The 24,600-nt window shown below is 71.4% G+C and carries 17 protein-coding genes; 5 read left to right on the plus strand and 12 right to left on the minus strand.

The genetic code is table 11. The features are described from left to right. The first annotated feature begins 80 nt into the window (after window positions 1-80). From ABZT06_RS17095 to ABZT06_RS17105, 3 genes are read left to right on the plus strand one after another with little or no spacing between them, the layout of a single operon-like run. Entirely contained in the window at window positions 81-635 is a 555-nt protein-coding gene (locus tag ABZT06_RS17095) for a hypothetical protein (protein ID WP_355740972.1), read from the plus strand. Continuing rightward, window positions 632-1,111 carry a ferritin-like domain-containing protein gene (locus ABZT06_RS17100; RefSeq protein WP_355740974.1) on the plus strand — a complete coding sequence of 160 codons (480 nt, stop codon included), beginning with the start codon at window positions 632-634 and terminating at the stop codon, window positions 1,109-1,111. Before ABZT06_RS17095 ends, ABZT06_RS17100 begins: the two co-directional genes overlap by 4 nt. 28 nt (window positions 1,112-1,139) lie before the next feature. Then, window positions 1,140-2,039, plus strand: coding sequence for an aminoglycoside phosphotransferase family protein (locus ABZT06_RS17105; protein WP_355740976.1), 900 nt, complete (start codon window positions 1,140-1,142; stop codon window positions 2,037-2,039). Window positions 2,040-2,114: 75 nt separating this feature from the next. Here the strand turns inward: ABZT06_RS17105 and ABZT06_RS17110 are convergent, their stop codons facing one another. The 7 genes from ABZT06_RS17110 to ABZT06_RS17140 all read right to left on the minus strand — a co-directional run bounded on the left by ABZT06_RS17110 (window position 2,115) and on the right by ABZT06_RS17140 (window position 11,623). Further along, window positions 2,115-3,818: a proline--tRNA ligase gene (locus ABZT06_RS17110; RefSeq protein WP_355740978.1), complete on the minus strand. Its 1,704-nt coding sequence runs from the start codon at window positions 3,816-3,818 to the stop codon at window positions 2,115-2,117. Between the two features lie 251 nt (window positions 3,819-4,069). Continuing rightward, window positions 4,070-4,600 carry a GNAT family N-acetyltransferase gene (locus ABZT06_RS17115; protein WP_355740980.1) on the minus strand — a complete coding sequence of 177 codons (531 nt, stop codon included), beginning with the start codon at window positions 4,598-4,600 and terminating at the stop codon, window positions 4,070-4,072. A 109-nt stretch (window positions 4,601-4,709) separates the two neighbouring features. Continuing rightward, complete coding sequence (locus tag ABZT06_RS17120; RefSeq protein ID WP_355740983.1) at window positions 4,710-5,558, minus strand: GNAT family N-acetyltransferase; 849 nt, start codon at window positions 5,556-5,558, stop codon at window positions 4,710-4,712. A gap of 173 nt (window positions 5,559-5,731) precedes the next feature. Next, a complete protein-coding gene (gene ispG / locus ABZT06_RS17125) occupies window positions 5,732-6,889 on the minus strand; it encodes a flavodoxin-dependent (E)-4-hydroxy-3-methylbut-2-enyl-diphosphate synthase (RefSeq protein ID WP_355740985.1) in 1,158 nt (385 codons plus the stop codon). Window positions 6,890-7,058: 169 nt separating this feature from the next. Then, entirely contained in the window at window positions 7,059-8,351 is a 1,293-nt protein-coding gene (locus ABZT06_RS17130) for a site-2 protease family protein (RefSeq protein WP_355741470.1), read from the minus strand. Between the two features lie 8 nt (window positions 8,352-8,359). Continuing rightward, on the minus strand, window positions 8,360-9,616 hold the full coding sequence (dxr, locus tag ABZT06_RS17135; protein ID WP_355740987.1) for a 1-deoxy-D-xylulose-5-phosphate reductoisomerase: 1,257 nt from the start codon (window positions 9,614-9,616) through the stop codon (window positions 8,360-8,362). Between the two features lie 75 nt (window positions 9,617-9,691). Beyond that, window positions 9,692-11,623: an acyl-CoA dehydrogenase family protein gene (locus ABZT06_RS17140; protein ID WP_355740989.1), complete on the minus strand. Its 1,932-nt coding sequence runs from the start codon at window positions 11,621-11,623 to the stop codon at window positions 9,692-9,694. A gap of 1,853 nt (window positions 11,624-13,476) precedes the next feature. On the opposite strand from ABZT06_RS17140, the gene ABZT06_RS17145 reads away from it, so the two are divergent. After that, window positions 13,477-14,484: a LacI family DNA-binding transcriptional regulator gene (locus ABZT06_RS17145; protein WP_355740991.1), complete on the plus strand. Its 1,008-nt coding sequence runs from the start codon at window positions 13,477-13,479 to the stop codon at window positions 14,482-14,484. Window positions 14,485-14,568: 84 nt separating this feature from the next. Next, the gene (locus ABZT06_RS17150; RefSeq protein WP_355740993.1) at window positions 14,569-16,608 is read left to right on the plus strand and encodes a TIM-barrel domain-containing protein; all 2,040 of its coding nucleotides are present in this window, start codon (window positions 14,569-14,571) and stop codon (window positions 16,606-16,608) included. A gap of 56 nt (window positions 16,609-16,664) precedes the next feature. On the opposite strand, the gene ABZT06_RS17155 is transcribed toward ABZT06_RS17150, so the two are convergent. From ABZT06_RS17155 to ABZT06_RS17175, 5 genes are read right to left on the minus strand one after another with little or no spacing between them, the layout of a single operon-like run. Beyond that, window positions 16,665-17,288: a chorismate mutase gene (locus ABZT06_RS17155; RefSeq protein ID WP_355740995.1), complete on the minus strand. Its 624-nt coding sequence runs from the start codon at window positions 17,286-17,288 to the stop codon at window positions 16,665-16,667. Between the two features lie 35 nt (window positions 17,289-17,323). Next, entirely contained in the window at window positions 17,324-18,037 is a 714-nt protein-coding gene (locus ABZT06_RS17160; RefSeq protein ID WP_355740997.1) for a hypothetical protein, read from the minus strand. Between the two features lie 39 nt (window positions 18,038-18,076). Continuing rightward, window positions 18,077-20,290 carry a glycoside hydrolase N-terminal domain-containing protein gene (locus ABZT06_RS17165; RefSeq protein ID WP_355740999.1) on the minus strand — a complete coding sequence of 738 codons (2,214 nt, stop codon included), beginning with the start codon at window positions 20,288-20,290 and terminating at the stop codon, window positions 18,077-18,079. Further along, the gene (locus ABZT06_RS17170; protein WP_355741001.1) at window positions 20,287-22,281 is read right to left on the minus strand and encodes a beta-galactosidase; all 1,995 of its coding nucleotides are present in this window, start codon (window positions 22,279-22,281) and stop codon (window positions 20,287-20,289) included. The genes ABZT06_RS17165 and ABZT06_RS17170 overlap by 4 nt, the downstream gene beginning before the upstream one ends. Further along, window positions 22,281-24,521: a 1,4-beta-glucanase gene (locus tag ABZT06_RS17175; RefSeq protein WP_355741003.1), complete on the minus strand. Its 2,241-nt coding sequence runs from the start codon at window positions 24,519-24,521 to the stop codon at window positions 22,281-22,283. Before ABZT06_RS17175 ends, ABZT06_RS17170 begins: the two co-directional genes overlap by 1 nt. Window positions 24,522-24,600: the final 79 nt, after the last annotated feature.

Here is a 24,600-nt window from a genome sequence, read left to right on the forward strand (position 1 = left end):
TCGGATGCGCGGGTACGGTGATCGCCAGCGGGCTGACCCCCCGCCCGTGTGTTCGTACGAGCTTCCTGAGGACGTCTGCCGTGCCGTACCCGCCTTTGCCGCGCGTCTCTTCGGGGCCGCGGAGAAGATCCCTGCTCGCCTCGGTCGCCGGGGGCGCCCTTCTCGCGGGGTGCTCCGACGGGACCGGAAGCAGCGAGGAGGGCACCGCCGGCAGTCCGTCCGTGGTCGAGCGGGCACGCGTGCGGGCGGCTCGGGACAGCCGGGGGATCGTCGAGCGGTACGACGCCGTCCTGGCCGTCCATCCGACGCTCGCGGAGCGGGTGGGGCCGCTGCGGGCGGAGGCCGTGCGGCATGTGGAGGCGTTCGAGGGCACGGTCACGGCGGCCTCCCCCGGTCCGTCGGGCAGCGCCTCACCGTCGCCGTCGCCGTCGCCGTCGCCGTCGCCGTCGGCCACCGTGCCCGTGCCCGTGACCGGGAAGGACGCCCTCGCCCAGCTGGCCGCCGCCGAGCGGGCGCTGGCAGACCGGCGGGCCAAGGAGCTCCTTGACGTGCCGGGCGAGCTGGCCCGGCTGCTGGCCTCGGTGGCGGCGGCCGGCGCGGCCCACGCCTATCTGCTGACGGAGACCCCCCGATGAGCCAGAAGCAGGAGCTGGAGGCCCTCCAGAAGGCGCTGGCCGCCGAGCACGCCGCCGTCTACGGCTACGGCGTCGTCGGCGGCCGGATCGGCGAGGGCCGGCGCGCGGAGGCCAAGGCCGCCTATGACGCCCACCGGGCCCGCCGGGACGCCCTGGTGCGTGCGGTGCGGGGCCTGGGCGGGACGCCGGTGGCCGCGGCGGCGGCGTACGCGCTGCCCTTCCCGGTGCCGGACCCGGCCGCGGCGGTACGGCTCGCCGCCGACCTGGAGGACCGGGTGGCCGGGGTGTACTCCGACGTGGTGCGGGCGAGCCGGGGCGAACGGCGGAGCACGGCAGCCGAGGCGCTGCGGGAGGCCGCGGTGCGCGCGGTGCGCTGGCGCGGGGAGAGCGTAGCCTTCCCTGGGCTCGCCGAGCGGGCGACCACGGTGTCGCCCGCGTCCCCGGCCTCGGATTCTTCGGCGGCCCCCAGGGCGTAACGCGGTACTGGAAGGGAACGACTCGCGCATGGCTTTCGAACCACCGCAGCGGCTGGTGCGGGCGCTCGGCGAGAGCGTGCCGGACGCCGACGACTGGGTGGACAAGCTGCCCGGGACCGCCGGACAGGCCGTCGCGCTGCGCGAGTTGATGGTGGAGCGGGTCCAGGTGCCCGGAGGGCGCAGCAGCCTCGTCGTGCTCGTACGGCAGCCCGACGGGACACCGGCCGTGCTCAAGCTGGCTCCGCCCCGGGCCCGGCCGGAGAGCGAGCGGGCGGCTCTCGCGCACTGGGACGGGCGAGGAGCCGTACGGCTGCTGGAGCCCTTCGTCACCGAGGGTGTGCTGCTTCTCGAACGGCTGCATCCCGACGTCTCCGTGCGGTCGCTGCCGGAGGCGAAGGCGTTGCTGGAGGCGGCCGGCACCTTGCGGCGGCTGTGGGTGGAGCCTCCCGACGACGACCACGCCCATGTCTTCGAGACGGTGGCCGAGCGGACCGGGCGGCAGGCCGCGGTCATGCAAGCTGCTCCCGCGGAGGTCGCGGGGCTGGTGGGCGCGGCACTCGACGCACGGGAGTCGCTGCTGGCCGCGCCGCCGGAGGAGCGGTTGCTGCACGGCACGTTCCGGCAGAGCAAGGTCCTGTCCGGTGCGCGGTCTCCGTGGCTCGCCGTCGGACCCGACCCCGTCGTCGGGGAGTGCGCGTTCGATCTTGCCCGGCTGGTGCGGGACCGGGTGGAGGACCTGATCGCCACGCCCTCGGGGGCGGCGACGACCCGGCGCCGGATCAAGCGGCTCGCGGAGTCGCTGGAGGTGGATCAGGAGCGGCTGCGGGCGTGGACGCTGTTCCGGGCCGTGGAGTCGGGGGTGCGGGCGCTGCGGGTGGGGCGGCCGAAGGACGCCGAGTTGCTGCTGGAGTTCGCCGGGTGGCTGTGACGGCTCGTCACGGCTGCCGGGCGGAGTGCCGGAGGCGCCCGCGGCGCCTCCGGCAGAACCCTCCGGGAGCGTTGCTCAGGCGCTCAGGCGGGCGATCGCCTCGTCCACCGTCAGCTCCTCGCGCTCACCGGTGCGGCGGTCCTTGAGCTCCAGGACACCCTCCGCCGAACGGCGGCCCGCGACCAGGATCTGAGGTACGCCGATGAGCTCGGAGTCCGTGAACTTCACGCCCGGGGAGACACCGGCGCGGTCGTCGACGAGGACCCTGAGGCCCGCCTCGCGCAGCTTCTCGGAGACGTCGAGGGCGAGTTCGATCTGAAGGGCCTTGCCGGCGGCGACCACGTGCACGTCGGCCGGGGCGACCTCGGCCGGCCAGCACAGGCCCTTGTCGTCGGCGGACTGCTCGGCGAGGGCGGCCACCGCGCGGGAGACGCCGATGCCGTAGGAGCCCATGGTCACGCGGACCGGCTTGCCGTTCTGGCCGAGGACGTCGAGCTTGAGGGCGTCGGCGTACTTGCGGCCCAGCTGGAAGATGTGGCCGATCTCGATGGCGCGGTCCAGCTTGAGGCCGGTGCCGCACTTCGGGCACGGGTCGCCCTCCTGGACGACCACGACGTCGACGTACTCGTCGACCTCGAAGTCACGGCCCGCGACGACGTTCTTCGCGTGCGTGTGCTCCTTGTTCGCGCCGGTGATCCAGGAGGTGCCGGGGGCCACCCGCGGGTCGGCGAGGTACTTCACCTTCTCGCCCAGGCCCTGCGGACCGACGTAGCCGCGGACGAGGTCGGGACGCCCGACGAAGTCCTCCGCCGTCACCAACTCCACGGCGGCGGGCGCGAAGTGCGCCTCCACCTTGCCCAGGTCGACCTCGCGGTCACCGGGGACACCGACGGCCACGATCTCGCCGTCGACCTTCACGAGGAGGTTCTTGAGGGTGTCGGAGGCCGCGACGCCGAGATGGGCGGCGAGGGTCTCGATGGTGGGGGTGTCCGGGGTGGGGATCTCTTCGAGGGCGGGCAGGGAGGAGCCGTCCACCGGCTTCAACTCGTACGTGATCGCCTCGGTGTTGGCCGCGAAGTCGCAGTTCGGGCAGTCCGCGAAGGTGTCCTCGCCGGCCTCGGCGGGCGCGAGGAACTCCTCCGACTTGGAGCCGCCCATCGCACCGGCGGTGGCGGCGCAGATGCGGTAGTCGAGGCCCAGGCGCTCGAAGACCTTCTGGTACGCCTGGCGGTGCAGGGCGTAGGACCGGGCCAGGCCCTCGTCCTCGGTGTCGAAGGAGTAGGAGTCCTTCATCAGGAACTCGCGGCCGCGCAGGATGCCGGCCCGGGGACGGGCCTCGTCACGGTACTTGTGCTGGATCTGGTAGAGGATGACCGGCAGGTCCTTGTAGGAGGACGCCTGGTCCTTCACCAGCAGGGTGAAGATCTCCTCGTGGGTCGGACCGAGGAGGTAGTCGCCGCCCTTGCGGTCCTGGAGCCGGAACAGCTCGGCGCCGTACTCGTCCCAGCGGCCGGTGGCCTCGTACGGCTCGCGCGGCAGCAGGGCGGGGAGCAGCACCTCCTGGGCGCCGATCGCGTCCATCTCCTCGCGGACGATCCGCTCGACGTTGGCCAGCACCTTCTTGCCGAGCGGCAGCCAGGACCAGATGCCGGCGGCGGTGCGGCGGACGTACCCGGCGCGCACGAGCAGCTTGTGACTGAGGACCTCGGCGTCCGCCGGGTCGTCGCGCAGCGTCTTCGCCATCAACTGGGACATGCGCTGGACCGGTGCGTTGGCCATGATTCTCGTACTCCTGCCGGAAAGGGTGATGGCTGGGGGTGCCTGCCACATTCCCGTCGTCCGCCCGGAGGGCGGGCCCGGCGGCGTCTGGTGCGTGGCGGAGCCACGCGGGCGGTTCGGCAACGCGGCTGGGGGTCCCCCCACGCCTTTTGGGCAGTGGGGGAGTGCGTGCCAGACGTCGCCGGGCAGGCGGGAATGTGTCAGGCGCCCCCCTGGAGGTTAGCCGGGGGCCGGGTGCCGGTGGAAATCGGTCAGCGGCGGCGCAGCGGCAGGGGGGCGCCCATCACGGCGTACGGCTTCGGGGCGCTCGGGAACAGGACCTGGCGGGCGAGGTCCCGGTAGCCGAGCGAGTGGTACAGGCCGCGGGCCGGGCTGTCGATGTCGATCGCGGAGAGGATCGAACGGGGCTCGGTCGCACTGTCGGTGATGCTGGTGATCAGGGTGCGTCCGATGCCTCGGTTCTGGTGGTGCGGGTGGACGTGGAGCTCGGTGATCACGAAGGAGTCGTCGAGCCAGATCTCATTGTGCTGGGCGCGGAGGTAGGGCTCCACGACGGTGGACCACCAGTGGGTGCGGTCGTTGGGCATGCCGTACACGAAACCCACGAGGTGCCCACCGGCGGTCGCGCCGAGTGCTCTCGCGCCCGGGTAGGTCATGTGGCGCAGGACGATCTGGCGGCGGACCGCTACCTCGTCCGCGCCGAGACCGAACGCGACGGCTTGAACCGCCAGGGCCTCGTCCACGTGGGCCGACAGGTCGAGGGGGCCGATGACGAGGTCCATGCCGGGAGCGTACAGGGGAGTTCGGCTGTGTGCCGGGGCGGGACGGTGGGGGCGGGTGGGGCCGGCGGAGGCCGGTCGTGCGGTTCCCCGCGCCCGCGAACAGCCGGGTTCAGAACAGGACGCTCATGAAGGCGCCGACTTCCTGGAAGCCCACCCTCGTGTACGTCCGCCTCGCCGCCGTGTTGAAGTCGTTGACGTACAGGCTGACCACCGGGGCCACATCCGCGAGGGCGTACCGCAGCACCGCCGCCATCCCGGGCGCCGCCACTCCCCTGCCCCGGTACTCGGGGGCCACCCAGACGCCCTGGATCTGGCAGGCCCGGTCCGTCGCGGCGCCGATCTCCGCCTTGAAGACGACCTTGCCGTGTTCGTCGAGGCGGGCGAACGAGCGGCCGGAACCGACCAGTTCGGCGACACGTGCCTGGTAGAGGAGGCCGCCGTCGCCTGCCAGCGGGGAGACGCCGACCTCCTCCGTGAACATCGCCACGCACGCCGGCATGATCGTCTCCATCTCGTCCTTGCGGATGCGACGGACGTACGGATCCGGAGCGATGTCGGTGGGCATGCGGTCGGTGACCATGAGGGGCTGGTGGGCGCGGACGTCCCGGGCCGGGCCCCAGCTGGGCTCCAGCAGGCGCCACAGCTGGGAGGTGGGTTCGGCGGGGCCGACGATGGAGGAGCAGCGGCGGCCCCCGCGCCGGGCACGGTCGGCGAAGGCACGGACGGCTCGGGGAGTCGCGCAGATCGGGACCAGGTTGGCGCCGGCGTAGCAGAGGGACGTGAGCATGCCGTCCTCGTACCAGCCCCACATCTCGCCGCCGAGCCGCCACGGGTCGAGGCCGGCGACCTGCACCCTCGACGTCACGAAGGCGTTCGCGACCGGCTCACGGTCGAGGACGGCGAGCGCGGCGTCCAGGTCGCTCGGTTCGAGGACCCGGGAGGTCGTCTGGGTCAACACGGGCGGGGCCTCACACTGGGGTCTGCTGATCTCCGCACTGTACCTGCGGAAGCTGAGCCGTGCCGACCTGTGTTCAAGTGCCGGTTGCCTCTGAGGCGCCCGGTGTCCCGGTGGCCGTCTCTGGGGGCTGCGCCCCCAGACCTCGCTTCGGCCCTGTCCCGACTCCGCAGGCGTCAGCCCGCGACCGACACCGACGGCTCGCCGGAGGAGACGCCGTCCGCCTCCATCTGCTCGGCCAGCTTCATGGCCTCCTCGATGAGGGTCTCCACGATCTTGGACTCGGGGACGGTCTTGATGACCTCGCCCTTGACGAAGATCTGGCCCTTGCCGTTGCCGGAGGCGACGCCGAGGTCGGCCTCGCGGGCCTCGCCCGGGCCGTTGACGACACAGCCCATGACGGCCACGCGGAGGGGGACGTCCATGCCGGTCAAGCCCGCGGTGACCTCCTCGGCCAGCTTGTAGACGTCCACCTGGGCGCGGCCGCAGGACGGGCAGGAGACGATCTCCAGGCCGCGCTGCTTGAGGTTCAGCGACTCCAGGATCTGGTTGCCGACCTTGACCTCCTCCACGGGGGGCGCGGAGAGGGAGACGCGGATGGTGTCGCCGATGCCCTGGGAGAGGAGGGCACCGAAGGCGACGGCCGACTTGATGGTGCCCTGGAACGCCGGGCCCGCCTCCGTGACGCCGAGGTGGAGGGGGTAGTCGCACTGCGCGGCCAGCTGCTTGTACGCCTCGATCATGATGACCGGGTCGTTGTGCTTGACCGAGATCTTGATGTCCCGGAAGTCGTGCTCCTCGAAGAGGGACGCCTCCCACAGGGCCGACTCGACGAGCGCCTCGGGCGTCGCCTTGCCGTACTTCTGGAGCAGCCGGCGGTCCAGGGAGCCCGCGTTCACGCCAATGCGGATCGGGGTGCCGTGGTCCTTCGCGGCCCGCGCGATCTCCTTGACCTTGTCGTCGAACTGCTTGATGTTGCCGGGGTTCACACGGACCGCCGCGCAGCCCGCCTCGATGGCCGCGAAGACGTACTTGGGCTGGAAGTGGATGTCCGCGATCACCGGGAGCTGCGACTTGCGGGCGATCGTCGCGAGGGCGTCGGCATCGTCCTGGGTCGGGCAGGCCACGCGCACGATCTGGCAGCCGGAGGCCGTGAGCTCGGCGATCTGCTGGAGGGTCGCGCCGATGTCGGACGTACGGGTCGTCGTCATCGACTGGACCGAGACCGGGGCGTCGCCGCCCACGGCCACCGTGCCGACCTGGATCTGCCGGCTCTTCCGGCGCTCGGCGAGCTTGGTCGGAACGGACGGCATGCCGAGAGAAATCGCAGTCATCTGCTGTGCAACCCCAAGTCGTGGATCAAGGTCCGGTCCCGTCAGCAGCGGGCTCCGGACTTCGAGATTACGGCACCGGCGCAGGCACGAGCACATCAGCGCCGCCAAACCCACTCAATGGGAGACGGCCCGGCATGGAGCACACCGGGCCGCCTCGAACGCCGTATGGCTAGGAGATGCGGATTGGGTTAACGACGTCCGCGATCAGGACGAGGACCGTAAAGCAGATGAAGATCCCCGCCACCACATAAGCCACCGGCATCAGCTTCGCCACGTCGAACGGGCCCGGGTCCGGGCGCTTCAGGACCTTTGCCAGGTTGCGGCGCAGGGACTCCCACAGGGCGCCCGCGATGTGGCCGCCGTCCAGGGGGAGCAGTGGGAGCATGTTGAAGAGGAACAGGGAGAGGTTGAAGCCCGCTACCAGCATCAGGGCCATGGCGAGTTGCTGGGTGGGCGGGATGTCGAGGGTGAAGATCTCGCCGCCGACCCTCGCCGCGCCGACCACGCCCATCGGGGAGTCCGGCTCGCGCGGGGCGTCGCCGAAGGCCGCGTTCCACAGGGCCGGGATCTTGCCGGGGAGAGCGGCGAGGGAGTCGACGGCCTCGCCGACGCGGTCGCCCATCCAGACCAGGGAGTCGCCGAAGTCCTGCTTGACGATGCCGGTGGCGGCGCTGAAGCCGAGGAAGCCGGCGGTGACGTACTCGCCCTGGACGTACTGGCCGCTGGAGTCCTTCTTGGCGACCTGGTTGGAGGCGATCTTCGCGGTGAGGGTGACGTCCTTGCCGTCGCGCTCGACGACTATCGGGACCGTCTTGTCGGGGTTGGCGCGGATGAGGTCGGAGAGCTTGTTCCAGTCGTCCGTCTTCACGCCGTTGAACGAGAGGATCTTGTCGCCCGCCTTGAGGCCGGCGGCCGCGGCCGGGGAGGCCGGGTCGGAAGCCTTGCAGTTCTCGCGGTTCTGACTCTGGGCGATGACGCACTTGGAGACCGAGCTGACCGTGTTGGTCTGCTGGGAGATGCCGAAGCCCATGAGGACCGTGAGGAACAGGGCCACGGCGAGGATCAGGTTCGCGAAGGGGCCCGCGAACATCACGATGACCCGTTTCCAGGGCTTACGGGTGTAGAAGAGGCGTTTCTCGTCGCCGGTCTGGAGCTCCTCGAAGGCCGCCGAGCGGGCGTCCTCGATCATGCCGCGCCAGGGGGACGTGGAGCGGGCGCTGATACGGCCGTCGTCGCCGGGCGGGAACATGCCGATCATGCGGATGTAGCCGCCGAAGGGGACGGCCTTGATGCCGTACTCCGTCTCGCCCTTCTTGCGTGAGAACACGGTCGGGCCGAAGCCGACCATGTACTGCGGCACGCGGATGCCGAAGAGCTTGGCGAAGGACAGGTGCCCCAGCTCGTGCCACGCGATCGACACCAGCAGGCCGAAGGCGAAGAGCACTATGCCGAGGATGAACATCAGGGTCGTCATGCACGGGCCTCCGCCGTCTGTGCCGTCAGTTCCCGGGCCCGGGTCCGCGCCCAGGTCTCCGCTTCGAGGACGTCCGCGACGGTGAGCGAGGTTCCCCCGCGCGGGGTGCCGTGCTCGTCCACCACCCGGGTCACGGTCTCCATGATCCCGTTGAACGGCAGTGCGCCGGCCCGGAAGGCCTCGACGCACTCCTCGTTGGCGGCATTGAACACCGCCGGGGCCGTGCCCGCGAGCTGTCCCACGTGTCTCGCAAGGTTGACCGAGGGAAACGCGTCGTTGTCGAGCGGGAAGAACTCCCAGGTCGACGCCTTGCTCCAGTCGAAGGCGGGCGCCGCGTCGGGGACGCGTTCGGGCCAGCCCAGGCCGATGGCGATCGGCCCGCGCATGTCGGGGGGCGTCGCCTGGGCGATCGTGGATCCGTCCGTGAACTCAACCATCGAGTGGACATACGACTGGGGATGCACGACCACCTCAATGCGGTCGAAGGGAATGTCGTAGAGGAGGTGCGCCTCGATGACTTCCAGTCCCTTGTTGACGAGGGTCGCGGAGTTGATGGTGATGACCGGGCCCATGGCCCAGGTGGGGTGGGCGAGGGCGTCCTCGACGGTCACCTGCGCGAGGTCGGCCTTCGTACGGCCGCGGAAGGGGCCGCCGGAGGCTGTCACGACCAGCTTGCGTACGTCGGCCCTCGTCCCGGAGGCCAGGGCCTGGAAGAGGGCCGCGTGCTCGGAGTCGACGGGGATGATCTGGCCGGGCTTGGCGAGGGCCTTCACCAGCGGGCCGCCCACGATGAGCGACTCCTTGTTGGCGAGCGCGAGGGTGCGGCCCGCCTCCAGGGCGGCGAGAGTCGGGGCGAGTCCGATGGAGCCGGTGATGCCGTTGAGGACGGTGTGCGCGTCGGAGGCGGCGAGCTGGGTGGCCGCGTCCGGTCCCGCGAGGATCTCGGGGAGCGGCTCGCTGGCGCCGTAGAGGCCGCTGAGCGCCTCGCGGAGCTGCGGTACGACGTCCTCGCGGGCGACCGCGACGGTCCGCGCCCTGAGCCGGTACGCCTGCTCGGCGAGGAGCGCGATCCGGCCGCCGTTGGCGGAGAGCCCGGTCACCCGGAAGCGGTCGGGGTTGCGCAGCACGAGGTCGATGGCCTGGGTCCCGATGGAGCCCGTGGAACCGAGGATCACCACGTCCTTGGGGCCGTCGCCCGCGAGGGGGTCGTAGACCAGGTGTGGGTCGGCGAGGGGGGCTGGACTGTCGCTCATCCCTCCATTGTGGCCGTAAGGACGCCGTAGGAGGACAGCGCGTCCCCCTCCCGGGGGGCGCGCTGTGGTGAGTGGTCAGCGGATGGGGCGGTGGACGTTCTCCTTCTCGGAGGGGCCGGGGGTGGCGTCCGCGATCCAGACGCCTTCGCCGGAGGGGTCGACGATGCCGTCCTCGAGCCAGGAGTAGGTGCCGGACATGACGCCCTTGACGACCTTGCGGTCCTGGTCGTCGGTGTTGTTCCAGAGGCGGCCGAAGAGTTCCTCGACGCGCAGGCGGGACTGCCGGCAGAAGGCGTCGGCGAGCTGGTAGGCCTCGCGGCCGTGGGACTCGGTGCTGTACAGGAGTTCGGCGCGTACGCAGGCCGCGCTCATCGCGAAGAGTTCGGCGCCGATGTCGACGATCCGGCCGAGGAAGCCCTGTTTGGTCTCCATGCGGCCCTGCCAGCGGGACATGGCGTAGAAGGTGGAGCGGGCGAGTTTGCGGGCCGTGCGTTCGACGTAGCGCAGATGTGTCGAGAGGTCGACCTCGCGCTTGAACTCGCTGTAGGAGTTGGGCAGTTGGCCGGGTCCCGCGACCAGTTTCGGGAGCCACTTGGCGTAGAAGACGCCTGCGTTCGCGCCGGCCTTGGCCTTGTCGCCGAGGGACTTCTCCGGGTCGATGAGGTCACCGGCGACGGACAGGTGGGCGTCGACGGCCTCGCGGGCGATCAGCAGGTGCATGATCTCCGTGGAGCCCTCGAAGATGCGGTTGATGCGCAGGTCGCGCAGGACCTGTTCGGCGGGGACCGCCTTCTCGCCGCGGGCCCGGAGGGAGTCGGCGGTCTCGAAGCCGCGGCCGCCGCGGATCTGGACGAGTTCGTCGGCGATGAGCCAGCCCATCTCGGAGGCGTAGAGCTTGGCGAGGGCGCCTTCGATGCGGATGTCGTTGCGGTTCTCGTCCGCCATCTGGGAGGACAGGTCGAGTACGGCCTCCAGGGCGAACGTCGTCGCCGCGATGAAGGAGATCTTGGCGCCGACGGCCTCGTGGTGGGCGATCGGCTTGCCCCACTGTTCGCGGGCGGCGGACCACTCGCGGGCGATCTTCAGGCACCATTTGCCGGCGGCCACGCAGGAGGCGGGCAGCGAGAGGCGGCCGGTGTTGAGGGTGGTCAGGGCGATCTTCAGGCCGGCGCCCTCGGGGCCGATGCGGTTGGCCGCCGGGACCCGGACCTGGTGGAAGCGGGTGACGCCGTTCTCGATGCCGCGCAGGCCCATGAAGGCGTTGCGGTTCTCGACGGTGATGCCGGGTGAGTCGGTCTCGACGACGAAGGCGGTGATGCCGCCCTTGTGACCGTCGGACTTCGGGACGCGGGCCATGACGACGAGGAGGTCGGCGACCACGCCGTTGGTGGTCCACAGTTTCACTCCGTCGAGGAGGTAGTCCTCTCCGTCGGGTACGGCGGTGGTGGCGAGGCGGGCCGGGTCGGAGCCGACGTCCGGTTCGGTGAGGAGGAAGGCGCTGATGTCGGTGCGGGCGCACCGGGGCAGGAAGGTCTCCTTCTGCTCCTGGGTGCCGAACAGCTTCAGCGGCTGGGGTACGCCGATCGACTGATGGGCCGAGAGCAGCACGCCGATCGCCGGGCTCGCGGAACCCGCGAGGGCCAGCGCCTTGTTGTAGTACACCTGGGTGAGGCCGAGGCCGCCGTACTTGGTGTCGATCTTCATGCCGAAGGCGCCGAGTTGCTTGAGCCCGCTCACGACGTCGTCGGGGATGCGGGCCTCTCGTTCGATGAGGGCGCCGTCGACCTTGGTCTCGCAGAAGTCGCGGAGTTTGGTGAGGAACTCCTCGCCGCGCTGTGCGTCCTCCTGCGGGGGCATCGGGTGGGGGTGGATGAGGTCGAGCCGGAACCGCCCGAGGAACAGTTCCTTGGCGAAGCTGGGCTTGCGCCAGTCCTGCTCCCGGGCGGCCTCCGCCACCTCGCGGGCCTCGCGCTCGGTGACGACGGGCTTGGTGGACGGTGCGGACATCAGGCTCACCTCGTCGTGAAGGGGGATCTTGGGGATCTTGGGGTCGTATGGTTACCGACGGGTGCTACCCGATCGTATGTACCTGATCCGGGGCGAGCTCACCACCCTTCGCGCGGCCGTTCGGCCGATGTCGACGGAATACGACTCGGTGTCCAGTGGGCCGTGACCGACGTTCCCGTGCCCGGTGGATGTCCCGCGTCACTCCGGTGGGCCGCTCCTACCGTCGGCGGTCTTCCCGGGGTACAGCTGCGGGGCGGGGCGACGTTTCATGGCGGGAGGAGTCGGAGCCGAACGAGTGACTCCGGCCGGCCCTCGGGAACCTGCGGCCCCCGGACCCGGGCGGACGGGTCCGGGGGCCGGGCTCGCCGACCGCTGGGCAGCCCGGGACCGGGCTCACCGACCGGCACGGACGGGCCTATGAGCGGGCTCGCCGACCGGTACGGACCGGCCTGTGAGCGGGCTCGCCGACCGGTACGGACCGGCCTGTGAGCGGGCTCGCCGACCGGTACGGACCGGCCGGGGGCCGGGCTCACCGACCGGCGCGAACAGGCCGGGGGCCGGGCTCTCGGAACCAGCCCCGACCGGCAGGCCCGGAGACCAGGCCCGTCGACCCGGGCGGGCACGCCGAGGACCATGCTCTCGGAACCGCCTCCGATCGGGAGGCCCGGAGGCCGGGCTCGACAACCCGCACGGACAAGCAGGTGGCCGGGCCAACCCGACCGTGATCGGCAGGCCGGCGGCCGGGCTCACCGACCCGGGCCATCCGGGGCAGGCCGGGGGCCGGGCTCGCCGACCGGCACGAACAGACCGGGGGCCGGGGTCACCGACCGGCACGGACAGGCCGAGGACCGGGCTCACCGACCGGCACGAACACGCCGGAGACCGGACTCTTGGAACCGACGCCGACCGGCAGGCCCCGAGACCAGGCCCGTCGCCTCAGCCGGACATGCCGAGGACCATGCTCTCGGAACCGCCTCCGATCGGGAGGCCCGGAGGCCGGGCTCGACAACCCGCACGGACAAGCAGGTGGCCGGGCTCGGAACCCGACCGTGATCGGCAGGCCGGCGGCCGGGCTCACCGACCCGGGCCATCCGGGGCAGGCCGGGGGCCGGGCTCGTGGTGCCGGCGAGCGGGACTGCGAGGTCGAGGCCACGCACCAGGCGGGCCCTCAGGGCCCCTCAGCGTCTCGTCGGCGGCGAGCAGGCCGCCCGCGACGGCCTGTGCGGCGGTCGCGGGCGTCGCGGCCGGCTCCAGCAGGAGAGCCAGGGTGCCGTCGGCCCGCTCCGGCCCGGCCCGAGGTCGGTGCGAAGCACGGCGGGCTCGGCTGCTTCGGCGCCCCGTACCCGTGGGTATGGGGCACGGCGGGCTCGGCTGCCGCCCCGTAAGCCGCGGCGGGCTCGGCTGCCACGGCGCCCCGTACGGCCCCGTGGGTATGGGGCACCAGGCTCGGCTGCCACGGCACCCCGTAAGCCGCGGCGGGCTCGACTGCCACGGCACCCCGTAAGCCGCGCCGACGGCCCGCGTGCACCCCGCCCCGGGTGTACGGTGCCATCCCGCCGGTGCCCGTCGCCGGGGCGCTCCGGTGCGGGGCTCGCTTGCCCCCGGTCCATGGCCCTCCGCGGACGGTCGTGGTAGGCAGGAAGCCGTACCCCGTCGAGGCCGGAAGGGCCAGGCCGGAGGGGGTCCGCCGGTGTCGGCTCCGCTCTCGCGCGCCGCCCGCCGAAGAGTCCTTGTCGAAGCGCTTCGACAACCTATGGACACCCACTCCCGGGGGAGCTACTGTCGAACCACCCCCACCCGCCACTGTTCGTACTGCGCACTGTCGAAGCGCTTCACAAAGCTTGGAGAGCTGGATGGTCACCCTCGCCGAGGTCGCCCAGCACGCCGGAGTCTCGGCGAGCACGGTGAGCTATGTCCTCAGTGGCAAGCGGTCCATCTCGACGAGCACCCGGCAGCGGGTCGAGGAGAGCATCCGCGAACTCGGCTACCACCCGAACGCGGGCGCCCGCGCACTCGCCAGCAGCAGGTCGAACATCATCGCGCTGATGATCCCGCTCCGCACCGACATGTACGTGCCGGTGATGATGGAGATCGCCATCGCGGTGGCCACCACGGCACGGACGCACGGGTACGACGTCCTGCTGCTCACCGGCGAGGAGGGTCCGGACGCGGTACGCCGTGTCACCGGCAGCGGGCTCGCCGACGCGATGATCCTGATGGACGTCGAACTCGACGACGAGCGGCTGCCGTTGCTGCGCGGCACCGACCAGCCGTCCGTGCTCATCGGCCTGCCCGCAGACACCTCCGGACTCACCTGCGTCGACCTCGACTTCCGGGCCACCGGCGCGCTGTGCGTCGAGCACCTCGCGAAGCTCGGTCACCGCGACATCGCTGTCATCGGCGAGGCCCCGGCGGTCTACGAACGGCACACCGGTTTCGCCGAGCGCACCCTGGACGGACTCCGGTCGCGGGCCCAGGAGTTGGGCGTACGGCTGCTGCACCGGCCGTGCGACGGCGGGTACGACGCGATGGCCGTGACCCTCGCCCGCATCCTGGACGAGCGTCCGTCCACCACGGGCTTCGTCGTGCAGAACGAGCAGGCCGTCGAGCCGCTGCTCGCGCTGCTGCGCCAGCAGGGCCGGGCCATCCCCGAGGACGTCTCGGTGGTCGCGATCTGCCCCGAACAGGTCGCCGTCCAGGCCTCGGTGCGGCTCACCTCGGTTGCCATCCCCGCCCAGGAGATGGGCCGGCACGCCCTGGAGCGGCTGGTCGCCAAGCTGGAGGGCCGCGGTGAGGACGAAGTCGTCCTGATCGAGCCCGAGTTGACGGTCCGGTCCAGCACCGGCCCGGCCGCCTCCTGACCGAAACCCTCTCCTGACCGAAACTCCTGCATGGCCCCTGCCGGGGCACCCCCTTGTCTGTCCTCCCCTTCAGGAGCACCCTCCGTGACTCAGCCTGCCGAAATCCAGCCCAAGGTCAGTCTCGCGCAGTCGTCCCCCACTGTCGGCACGTTCCGGGAGCGGGACGGCGCGCTGGAGTGGAGCGGCCGCCAGGAGACCGTACGCGTCGAGCCCTGGGGCCCGGACGCGGTGCGGGTGCGTGCCCGGCTCGGCGGGCCGATCCTGGAGGGGCTGCCGGGCGCCCTGCTCGACGAGCCGCCGGCCACCGAGAGCACGGTCAAGATCGGTGACGGGGAAGGCCAGTTGACGGTGGGCGCGCTGACCGTCCACGTCGACGCCGAGGGACAGATCCGCTTCCTGCGCACCGAGGACTCCGCCGAGCTGCTCGCGGAGGCCCGCGCCCACTTCTGGTGGCCCGGCTCGCGTCTGTACACGGCGGTCGGCAACGGCCACCACCGTCTGGAGCAGCGCTTCGCCGCCTACGACGACGAGAAGCTGTACGGCCTGGGCCAGCACCAGCACGGCAAGCTGGACCAGAAGGGCCTGGTCCTCGACCTGATCCAGCGCAACGCCGAGGTCGCCATCCCGGTCCTCGCCTCCAGCCGCGGCTACACCCTGCTGTGGAACAACCCGGCGATCGGCCGCGTGGAGCTCGCCCACAACGGCACCCGCTGGGTGGCCGACTCGGCCCGCCAGATCGACTACTGGATCACCGCGGGCACCCCGGCCGACGGCCAGCGCCGCTACAGCGCGGTGACCGGCCGCACCCCGATGCTGCCGGAGTGGGCCGCGGGCTTCTGGCAGTGCAAGCTGCGCTACCGCACCCAGGACGAACTCCTCTCCGTGGCAAGGGAGTACAAGCGACGCGGGCTGCCCCTCTCCGCGATCGTCTGCGACTTCTTCCACTGGACGCACCTCGGTGAGTGGAAGTTCGACCCTGCCGAGTGGCCCGACCCGGCGGCGATGGTCCGCGAACTGGACGAGCTGGGCATCAAGTTGGTGGTGAGCGTCTGGCCGTCGGTGTCGCCGCTCAGTGAGAACCACGCCCTGATGGAGCAGCGCGGCTGGTTCATCGGCACCCAGTACGGCCCGATGGCGCACGCCGACTGGCCCGACAAGGGGGTCGCCTCCACCGTCCAGGTGGCCTTCTACGACGCGACGAACCCCGAGGCCCGCGAGTTCATGTGGTCGAAGGTGCGCGACAACTACCTCGCCCCGTACGGCATCACGGCGTTCTGGCTGGACGCCTGCGAGCCGGAGCTCAAGCCCGGCTTCCAGGAGAACCTGCGCTACTGGGCGGGCCCCGGTCTGGAGGTCGGCAACATGTACCCGGCCGAGAACTCCCGCACCTTCCACGAGGGCCTGACGGCCGCCGGTGAGGAGGTCATCACCCTCAACCGCTCTGCTTGGGCGGGCAGTCAGCGCTACGGCGCCGCCCTGTGGTCCGGTGACATCGGCACCGACTTCCCGACCCTGCGCGAGCAGATCGCGGCCGGTCTCAACACCGCGATGTCCGGCATCCCCTGGTGGAACACCGACATCGGCGGCTTCCACGGCGGCGACCCGGACGACCCGGCGTACCGCGAGGTCATGGTCCGCTGGTTCCAGTTCGGCGCGCTGTCCCCGCTGATGCGCCTGCACGGCTTCCGCGACCCGGGCATGCCGCTGGGTCCGGACATGACGGGCGGCCCGAACGAGGTGTGGTCGTACGGCGAGGAGGCCGGCGCGATCCTGGAGAAGTACCTGCGGCTGCGTGAGCGGCTGAAGCCGTATGTCCTGCGGGTGATGCGGGAGGCGCATGAGGAGGGGCTGACTCCCATGCGGCCGCTGTTCGTGGAGTTCCCGGAGGACCAGGCGACGTGGACGGTCGACGACGCGTATCTCTTCGGGGCGGATCTTCTGGTGGCGCCGGTCCTCACGGCGGGGGCGACGGCCCGTACGGCCTATCTCCCGGCGGGCGCGAGCTGGACGGACGCGTGGACGGGTGAGACGTACGAGGGCGGCACGACGGTGACCGTCGACGCCCCGCTGGACCGGATTCCGTTGTTCCTGCGGGACGGGGCGCGGCTTCCGGTGGCGGAGTAGCCGTAGCGGAGCGGCCGGTCCCACGGGGGTGGGCCGGCCGCTTCGTCGTGTGGGGGTCAGCTTCCGCAGATCGAGCGAAGAGCGCGAGCCAGGGCCCTGGTGTGCAGGGCGTCGAGGTGGTTCGCGTGATGGACCCGGAGGGCAGCGAGAAGGAGTTCGGGACGGCAGGTGACCGCGCCCCGGTCGTCGGCGGTGGTGGCGAGGGTCTCGACCAGGGCGCTGGTCACCCGGTTGATCTCCTGCCGTACGACGTTCAGGTCCGGCTTGGTCGTCGGTGCCTCGTCGGGGTGGTCGGTCCAGCGCTGGAAGAGCCCGCGCTGGACGATCTTGTTGGCCTCGATCTGGTCGCGGAAGATCACCCGGATCTCGTCCGGGTCGGCGCCGAGTTGCTGGGCCTGGGCGGCCACGTTGTCGAGGACCTGCTGTTCGCGAGCGGGGTCGTCGATGGGGCTGTCGGTGCCCCACTTGGCGGCGGCGACCAGGTCGGCGGTGGCCAGGCGTGCGGCGGTGAGTTCGACGACGGGATGCAGGGCGGAGAGAGACCGGGCGGCCAGGTGGGGGGCCACCACGGGCGTGGCGGGGACCGGAATCGCGACCGCGGTACCCGTCGCGGTGAGAACGACGGCCGCGGTCGCGATCACGGTGATCAGGGCACGTCGGAGGGGGGTGGTGGTACGCATGCCCCCATCCAACCCGACGCTGCCCCACGGTCAGGTCAACTGCTGCTTACGGTCAGGTTGTTGGTGGTGAAGTTCAGTCCGCCGGACGAGCTGGTGATCTCGAAGCCGAACTGCACGTCACCGATGGTCTCGTTGCCGAACCAGCCCTTGGTGTCCTTGATCCACTTCAGGATCGGGAGGATGTTGACCGAGCCGGAGGTGGAGTTGGAGGTGCGGACAAACGAGAACACCGCGTTGGACCCGTTGCTGCCCTTGTAGACGGTCCAGGTGTGGCCGCCGAGCGTCACGTTGCCCTGCGAGGTGCCGAGCGGGCCGACGGCTCCGGTCTTGTTGACCCAGAGCATGATCTCGTAGGCGTGGTTCGTGTCCCAGATGTCGTACGAGGTGTTGTACGCGCCGGACGACGGGACCGTGACGTTGTAGTTGCTGGAGAGCGAACCGAGCGAGGTGATCGACTTGTTGATCACCTTCTTGGAGTTCGGGTAGGACTTGATGCCGCCGGTGTTGGGGTGGTTGGCGTTGACGCCCCAGTTGGTGCCGGAGTTGGCCCAGATGCACTGGCTGCCGGCGCCGGAGCCCCAGATGTTGTTGTAGAGGGTGTAGCCGTTCAGGCTGGTGTTGGCCCACTGATCGCAGGAGCTCCAGACGGCGGCGGACGCGGGGGCTGAGGCGAGTCCGACGACGGCGCCGACGGCCATCGCAGGGGCCAGCACCGCCGTGGTGATCTTGCGCAGAGTGCTCTTTGCCATGGTGTCCCTTTCCATGGGTGGGGGGAAATGCGGGGGTGGTTACCACGCCTCCAGACGGAGGACGTGGTCTTCTCCGGCGACGAGTTCGAGGGGCTCGGCGCCGGAGGAAGTCCTCAGTTCGACGCGGTGGGTGCGGGTGGGGCGCAGCACCGCGGTCGCTTCGGTGGGGCTCCAGGTGAGGTCGAGTTCGGCCCCGAACCTGGTGCGGATGCCCCGTAGTTCACCTCGGGGGCAGGTGGCGGGGACCGCCGGGAGCAGCACCAGCCGGTCCGGTGTCGACTGGACGAGCATCTCGACGAGGACGGCGGGCAGGGTGTGGGCGGCGTCCGCGTTGTAGACGTTCCGGTTCGGGTAGTGCGCGCTCATCAGCGAGGTGTGGAAGAAGTCGCCCCCCAGGACCTGGCCGAGGGCGTGCGCGACCCGTTCGCCGTCCCGCAACCGGGCCGCGACGAGGGCGTGGTGCAGATGGCCGTGGGCCGAGTCGTTCTCGGAGCCGCGCAGTTCGAGGGCGCGGTGGGCCGCCTCGGCGAGGTCGGGCGTGTCGTAGGGGGTGATCTCGTCGAGCGGCCAGACGCCGTAGAGGTGGCTGAGGTGGCGGTGGTCGTAGGTGTCGTCGAGGCCGGGCCAGGCCCATTCGGCGAGGGCTCCGTCGGCGTTGGTCCGGTGCGGCGGGAGCCGGTCGGCGAGGGCCCGCCAGGCTTCCGCCTTCTCGGGGTGGTAGGCGGCGGCGGTGAGCAGGGCGTGCCGGGCGGCCGAGAGGTCCATGGCCGCGTTGATCGCGCCCCAACCGGCGTTCGCGGGGCGATTCTCGGGCGAGTAGGAGGGGACGACGACGAGCTGCCCTTCGGCGTCCGTGCGGGTGAGGAAGTCCTCGTAGAACAGGGCGACTTCGGCGAGGGCGCGGGCGGTGCGCGGGTCCTGTTCGCCGCGTGTCTCGTCGTGGTCGACCAGGGGTTTGAGCAGCCAGTCGGCGCCCGCGGTCCACAGGTGCAGCGGGTACTCGCGGCTGAAGTGGTAGGTCAGCCCGGACTCGCCGTCGGAGTGCGGCGGCGCCACGACACCCCGGGCGCCGAAGATCTCGCGGGCGTTGTCCCGCCAGTCGGGCAGCTGACGGTGGATCAGGGCGGCCAGGGCTTCCGTGACCTCGGGAAGTGCCGCGTACGCGGCGGACGCGGTCTGGAGGTTGACGTTGGCGTCGTTGGTGAACGCTCCCGACCATGCCGTGTCCCAGTCGCCGGTCCACAGGCCGGTGAGGCGGGGCGGGAAGAGGCCGCTGGAGGAGAGCAGGTGGTAGCGGCCGGCGGCGAAGAGGCGTTCCAGGAGGGCCGGGCTGTCGGGCTTCGCCAGCAACTCGGAGCCGGGCAGCGCACGTTCGGCGGGCTCGGCCGCGAGGTCGAGGGTCACACGCTCGTACGCGGTGCGGTGGCGGGGGGTGTGCCGGTCGAGGAGTCGGCCGTATGCGACGGACGCCGGCTCGGACCCGGATTCGGGCTCGGGGACCAGGTCGCGCAGGGCCTCGATGTGGGAGGTCGTGTCCAGTTCGCCGCTGTGGCGGACGACGCGGGTCAGCAGCAGGACGGACTCGGCGCCGGTGACCTGCGCGCCGGGCGGGATGAGCGCGGTGCCGCCGCCCGTGGGGACGACCAGGGTGATGCCGGTGTAGCGGCGGTCGCTGTCGGGGTAGCGGACGCGGAGGGTGAGGAGGGCCCCGTCGGCGACGCGGACGATGCTCTGGCCGACCATCATGGTGCCGGGGGCGCCCGGAAGCCGGTGGTCCAGCGAGACGACCAGGTCCGCCGCCTCGACGTGCTGGACGATGACGTCGTCCGCGCGGGAGACGAACACCTGGCTGTGCCGCCCCTGGCACCGCGTGTGCAGGACGCCGGTGGTGAAGTCGACGGACCGGCGGTAGTCGGCGGCTGCGGCGCGGGGACGGCGCAGCCGGATCTGGAAGGCGGGATGGAAGGGCTGCACCCACTGCAGCGGGCGGCCGTCCGTGAAGCGCTCGGCGGCATCGAGCTCACCCGCGAGCAACCGGTCCTGGAGCGCCGGGAGTTCTGCGGCGAGGCGGGGCGGGCGGGCGTGTTCGGCGCCGTTGGGGCGGACCAGGGTGTGGTGGGTGACGACGACCCGCTCGTCGTCCGGGCCGCCGAAGAGGAGGGCGCCGTGGTGGCCGTTGCCGCTGAGGAAGCCGGCCTCCCAGCGCGCGGCCGGTTCGGGTTCCCAGGTGCCGTGGACGGGACCGTCGGTCATGGCTTGAGCACCGCCACTCCGTAACGTCCCAGCACGACCTCGTCCGTGACGGTCCTCCCCGTCAGCAGGTCGTGGTGGGTGCCCGGCACGGTGACGGTCACCGACTCGCGCCCGTGGTGGAGCAGGAAGAGCAGGTCGCCGCGGCGGACGGCCTCGACCTGGTCGGGCAGGTCGTCGAGGACCGGTCGCACGCCCGCACCCGCAGCGATCCCGGTGAGAAGCTCGCGCAGGGCGTCGGGCTCGGGAAGCGTCGAGAAGTACCAGGCTCGGCCCCTGCGCAGCACGGCGGGCAGTCCGTCGAGCTCACCGCCCTTGTAGGCGGCCTCCGCCGTGCCGTCCTCGGTCTTCTCGATCTCCTCGGACCACAGGGTGCCGCGGAATCCGCCCGGCGACCCGTCGCATTCCGCCTGCTCCCCCGCGTCCAGCGGCCACCATTCGTGCAGGGTGCGGATGCCGAACAGCTCGCGCAGCCGGGGGTCCATGCCGCCGGGGCGAACCCGGTCGTCCTGGTCGGCGACGCCGGTGAGGAAGCCGGAGACGAGGGTGCCGCCCTGGTGGACGTAGGCGAGGAGGTTGTCGATCGCCGTGTCGGTGAGGGCGTAGAGCTGGGGGGCGACGACCACCTTGTAGGCGGTGAGGTCGTGTTCGGGGTGGGCGAAGTCGGTGGTGAGGTGGGCCTCCCACAGCGCGCGGTGCCAGGCCCGGAGCACGTCCGGGTGGTCGACCTCGCTGGAGAGCCGGCCGTCCTGGGCGCCGGCCCACCAGGCATGCCAGTCGTGCAGGACGGCGATGTCGTTGCGGGTGTGACTGCCCGTCACCTGATCGGCCATCGCGGCCAGTTCGGCGCCGAGCTGCTTGACCTCCTGGTAGGTGCGCCCCTCCTCCCCCGCGTGGCTGACCATCCCGGAGTGGAACTTCTCCGCGCCCTGCCGGGACTGGCGCCATTGGAAGTAGCAGACGGCGTCAGCGCCCCGGGCGACGGCCTGGAGGGACCAGAGGCGGTTCAGGCCACGGGGTTTGGGGTGGTTCACGCCCCGCCAGTTGACCGGCCCCGCGGCCTGCTCCATGAGCATCCAGGGGCCGCGTGCCTGCGAGCGGGTCATGTCCTGGACGAGGGCGCCTTGTTGGGCTCCCAGCGGATCACGCGGGTCGGGATAGAGGTCGACGGAGACGACGTCCTCCTCCTCGGCCCAGCGCCAGGCGTCCTGCCCGACCCACAGCGGCATGAAGTTGCTGGTCACCGGTATGTGCGGGGTGGCCGCGCGCACGATGTCCCGCTCGGCGGTATAGCACTCCAGGAGCATGTCGGAGGTGAACCGCTTGAAGTCCAGCACCTGGGTGGGGTTCTTCATGTAGTGGGCGTGGCGGGGTGTGTGGATCTCGGCCCAGTCGCCGTAGCCCTGGCTCCAGAAGGCGGTGCCCCAGGCGGAGTTGAGGGCGTCGAGGGTGCCGTATCTCTGCTGGAGCCAGCCCCTGAACCGGGCGGCGGCCTCGTCGCTCCAGTCGTAGGTGCAGTACTCGTTGTTGATGTGCCACAGGGTGAGGGCCGGGTGGCCGCCGTAGCGGGCGGCGAGGTCCTCGGTGATGGCGGCTGCGTAACGCCGGTAGGTGGCGCTGGAGTGGGAGAAGTGCTGGCGTCCGCCCCAGTACTCGGTGCGGCCGTCCTCGGTGACGGGCAGGGTGTCGGGGTGCAGGTGGCCCATCCACGGCGGCGGCGAGGAGGTGGGGGTGGCGAGGACGACTCCGATGCCGTTGTCGTGCATGAGGTCCATCAACCGGTCCAGCCAGCCGAAGTCCCGTTCTCCCGGCCTCGGCTCGAGCTTCGCCCAGGAGAAGACGCCGAGGGTGACGGAGTTGACGCCGGCGGCCCTCATCAGCCGGACGTCTTCGAGCCAGGTCTCCTCGGGCCACTGCTCCGGGTTGTAGTCACCGCCGAAGAGGATGCGGCCGCGCGTGGCGTCGCCCAGCGAAGGTCCCTTCCCGACGGCCATCAGACGGGCTCCCCGTACTGGATGCCCCGGCCGTTGGTGGCGATGTAGACCCGGCCGTACACCCGCGGGTCGGCGGCGATGGTCGCGCCGATCCAGCCCCACTGGTGCTGGTCGTCGTTGACCCGCACCCAGGTCTTGGCACCGTCGTCGGAGCGGTACACGGCGGTGATCGACTCCGTGGAGCCGACCATGTAGATCGCCGGGTACTCCGCGCCGCGGGCGGCCTTGCCGAAGGCGAGCGTGTGCGAGGCCCAACAGCTGGTGAGCTTGGTGAAGCTCGCTCCGCCGTCGGTGGACCGGTACAGGCCGTTCGTCTTGGTGCTCAGCCACAGGTCGCCGGAGAGCCCCGGAGCCGCCGTCAGCTGGAACTGGCTGTCGCCGGCGGGCAGTCCGCTCGCGCGCGCGGTGAAGGTGAGGCCGCTGTCGGTGCTGGCGAACAGGGTTCCGGTGTCGGTGTCGTACGCGTAGAAGCGCGTCGGGTCGGCCGGGTCGGCGAGCGGGGTGGCGCCCTTGGGGCAGGTGGAGACCTCGGCCCAGGTCGCTCCGTTGTCGGTGGAGCGCTGGGCGGGGTACTTGGTGCCGTCCCAGTGCACGAAGGTCCACAGCAGCACGCTGCCGTCGGTGTTGGTGGCGATCGGGCCCGGCGCGTCCTTGGCGGGGGCGGGCTGGGCCGCGAAGGGCGTCCAGGTCTTGCCGCCGTCGTTCGAGAAGGCACCGTTGCCGTGGTCGCCGAAGCCCGTGCGGACGACGTACGACGGTCTGGCCGCGGCCTGGGCGAGTCCCGTCGCCGACCCGAACACGGGGTTGCTCGCCATGCCCCGTGACGGCGACGCCGTGAGCCGCTCGTGGTACATCACCCCGACGTCCCCGAGACCGCTGAGCAGGTGCGCCTCCCCGGTCGGGGGCGAGATCAGCTGGCGTACGGAGGTCTCCTCCAGGCCGCGGATCTGCGGGGCCCAGTGCTTGAGGTCGCGGGTGCCGTAGAGGGTGGCGCCGGTGCCGTAGACGATGTGCTTCGAGTCGTACGGGTCGACGGCGAGGGCCTGGATCCACCAGCCGAACTTGGGCTCGTCGGCGCCGAAGGTGAGGAACGGGGTCTCGGAGACGTCGAGGACCGCGGCGTCCTTCAGGGACGTCCAGGTGCGGCCGCCGTTCGTGGTCCGGTACAGGGTGTCCACGGCCGCCCAGCGGTTGTTGGTCGAGACGACGACGGTGCCGGGCCGGCGTGCGTCCACGGAAACCCCGCCGTATCCGAAGGTGTCGGCGGAACCTCCCCCACTCTCGGCTTCGCTCGAGCGGGCGGTGCCCCCAGCCGTGGTCCCGCCGGGCTTCACGGGCGTGACGTCGGTCCACTTGCCGCTCGTCGTGGCCAGCTTGTGCACGCTGCCGTCGGACTGGCCGTTGGGGCCGGGCGCGTCGGCGTAGGTGAGGTACAGCTCGCGGGGGTGGCAGTCGTAGGCGGCCCGGATCGGCACCTTGGCGTTCTTGCCGGAAGGCTGCCCGGGGACGGTTTCCCAGGTGGTGCCGTCGGAGGTGCGGTACAGGTTGGGGGTGGTGCCGTCGGAGTCGCCCCAGCCGGCGTAGAGGACCCGCCCGGCGGCGACGAGCAGGGTGACGCCCTGGCCGCCCGCGCTGGGCGTGCCGGGGAATCCGTCGGCGACGGCCCAAGTGGCGCCCCGGTCGGTGGACTTGAGCAGCCCGTCATGTCTGGTGCCCAGCCACAGCGTGTCGCTGTCCCGAGGATCGACCAGCAGACGCTCCCCCGCTCCCCGCCCGTCCTCGTTCCCGCCGAGCTTCACGGAGAGGTCGGTCCGGGCCCAGGTGGCACCGCGGTTCTCCGACCGCAGCACGGCTCCGTTGCCGGCCCAGGACTGGGCGTAGGTGCCGAGCGCGAGGTAGACCCGGTCGGGGTGGACGGGGTCGACGGCCATGGCCTCGACACCAAGGAGGTTCCAGTCGTCCCAGCCGAGGTCGTCGTTGAGCGGGATCCAGCACGCGCCCCGGTCGTCCCAGCGGTAGGCCCCGCCGATGTCGGTACGGGCGTAGGCGAGGCCGCGGACGGACGGGTGGAAGAGGACGCCGGTGACGAAACCGGTTCCGCCGATGGCGACTTGGCGCCAGCGGTAGGAGGGGGTGGCGGAGGCCGCGGCGACTGCCGGCAAGGCCGGAACCACAGTGATCGCGGCGGCGGCCGCGGTCCCGGCAAGAACAGCACGCCGACTAAGCCTGGACGCAAGCATGACAAACCTCGCTCTGAACTAAGGGAGAGTGAGCCCACCAGGGGCGCGGGGCTTAATCGATTTGCGGCTCCGCCGCGTG

The sequence above is a fragment of the Streptomyces sp. NPDC005483 genome (assembly GCF_040606035.1).
In the GTDB taxonomy this organism is placed as follows: domain Bacteria; phylum Actinomycetota; class Actinomycetes; order Streptomycetales; family Streptomycetaceae; genus Streptomyces.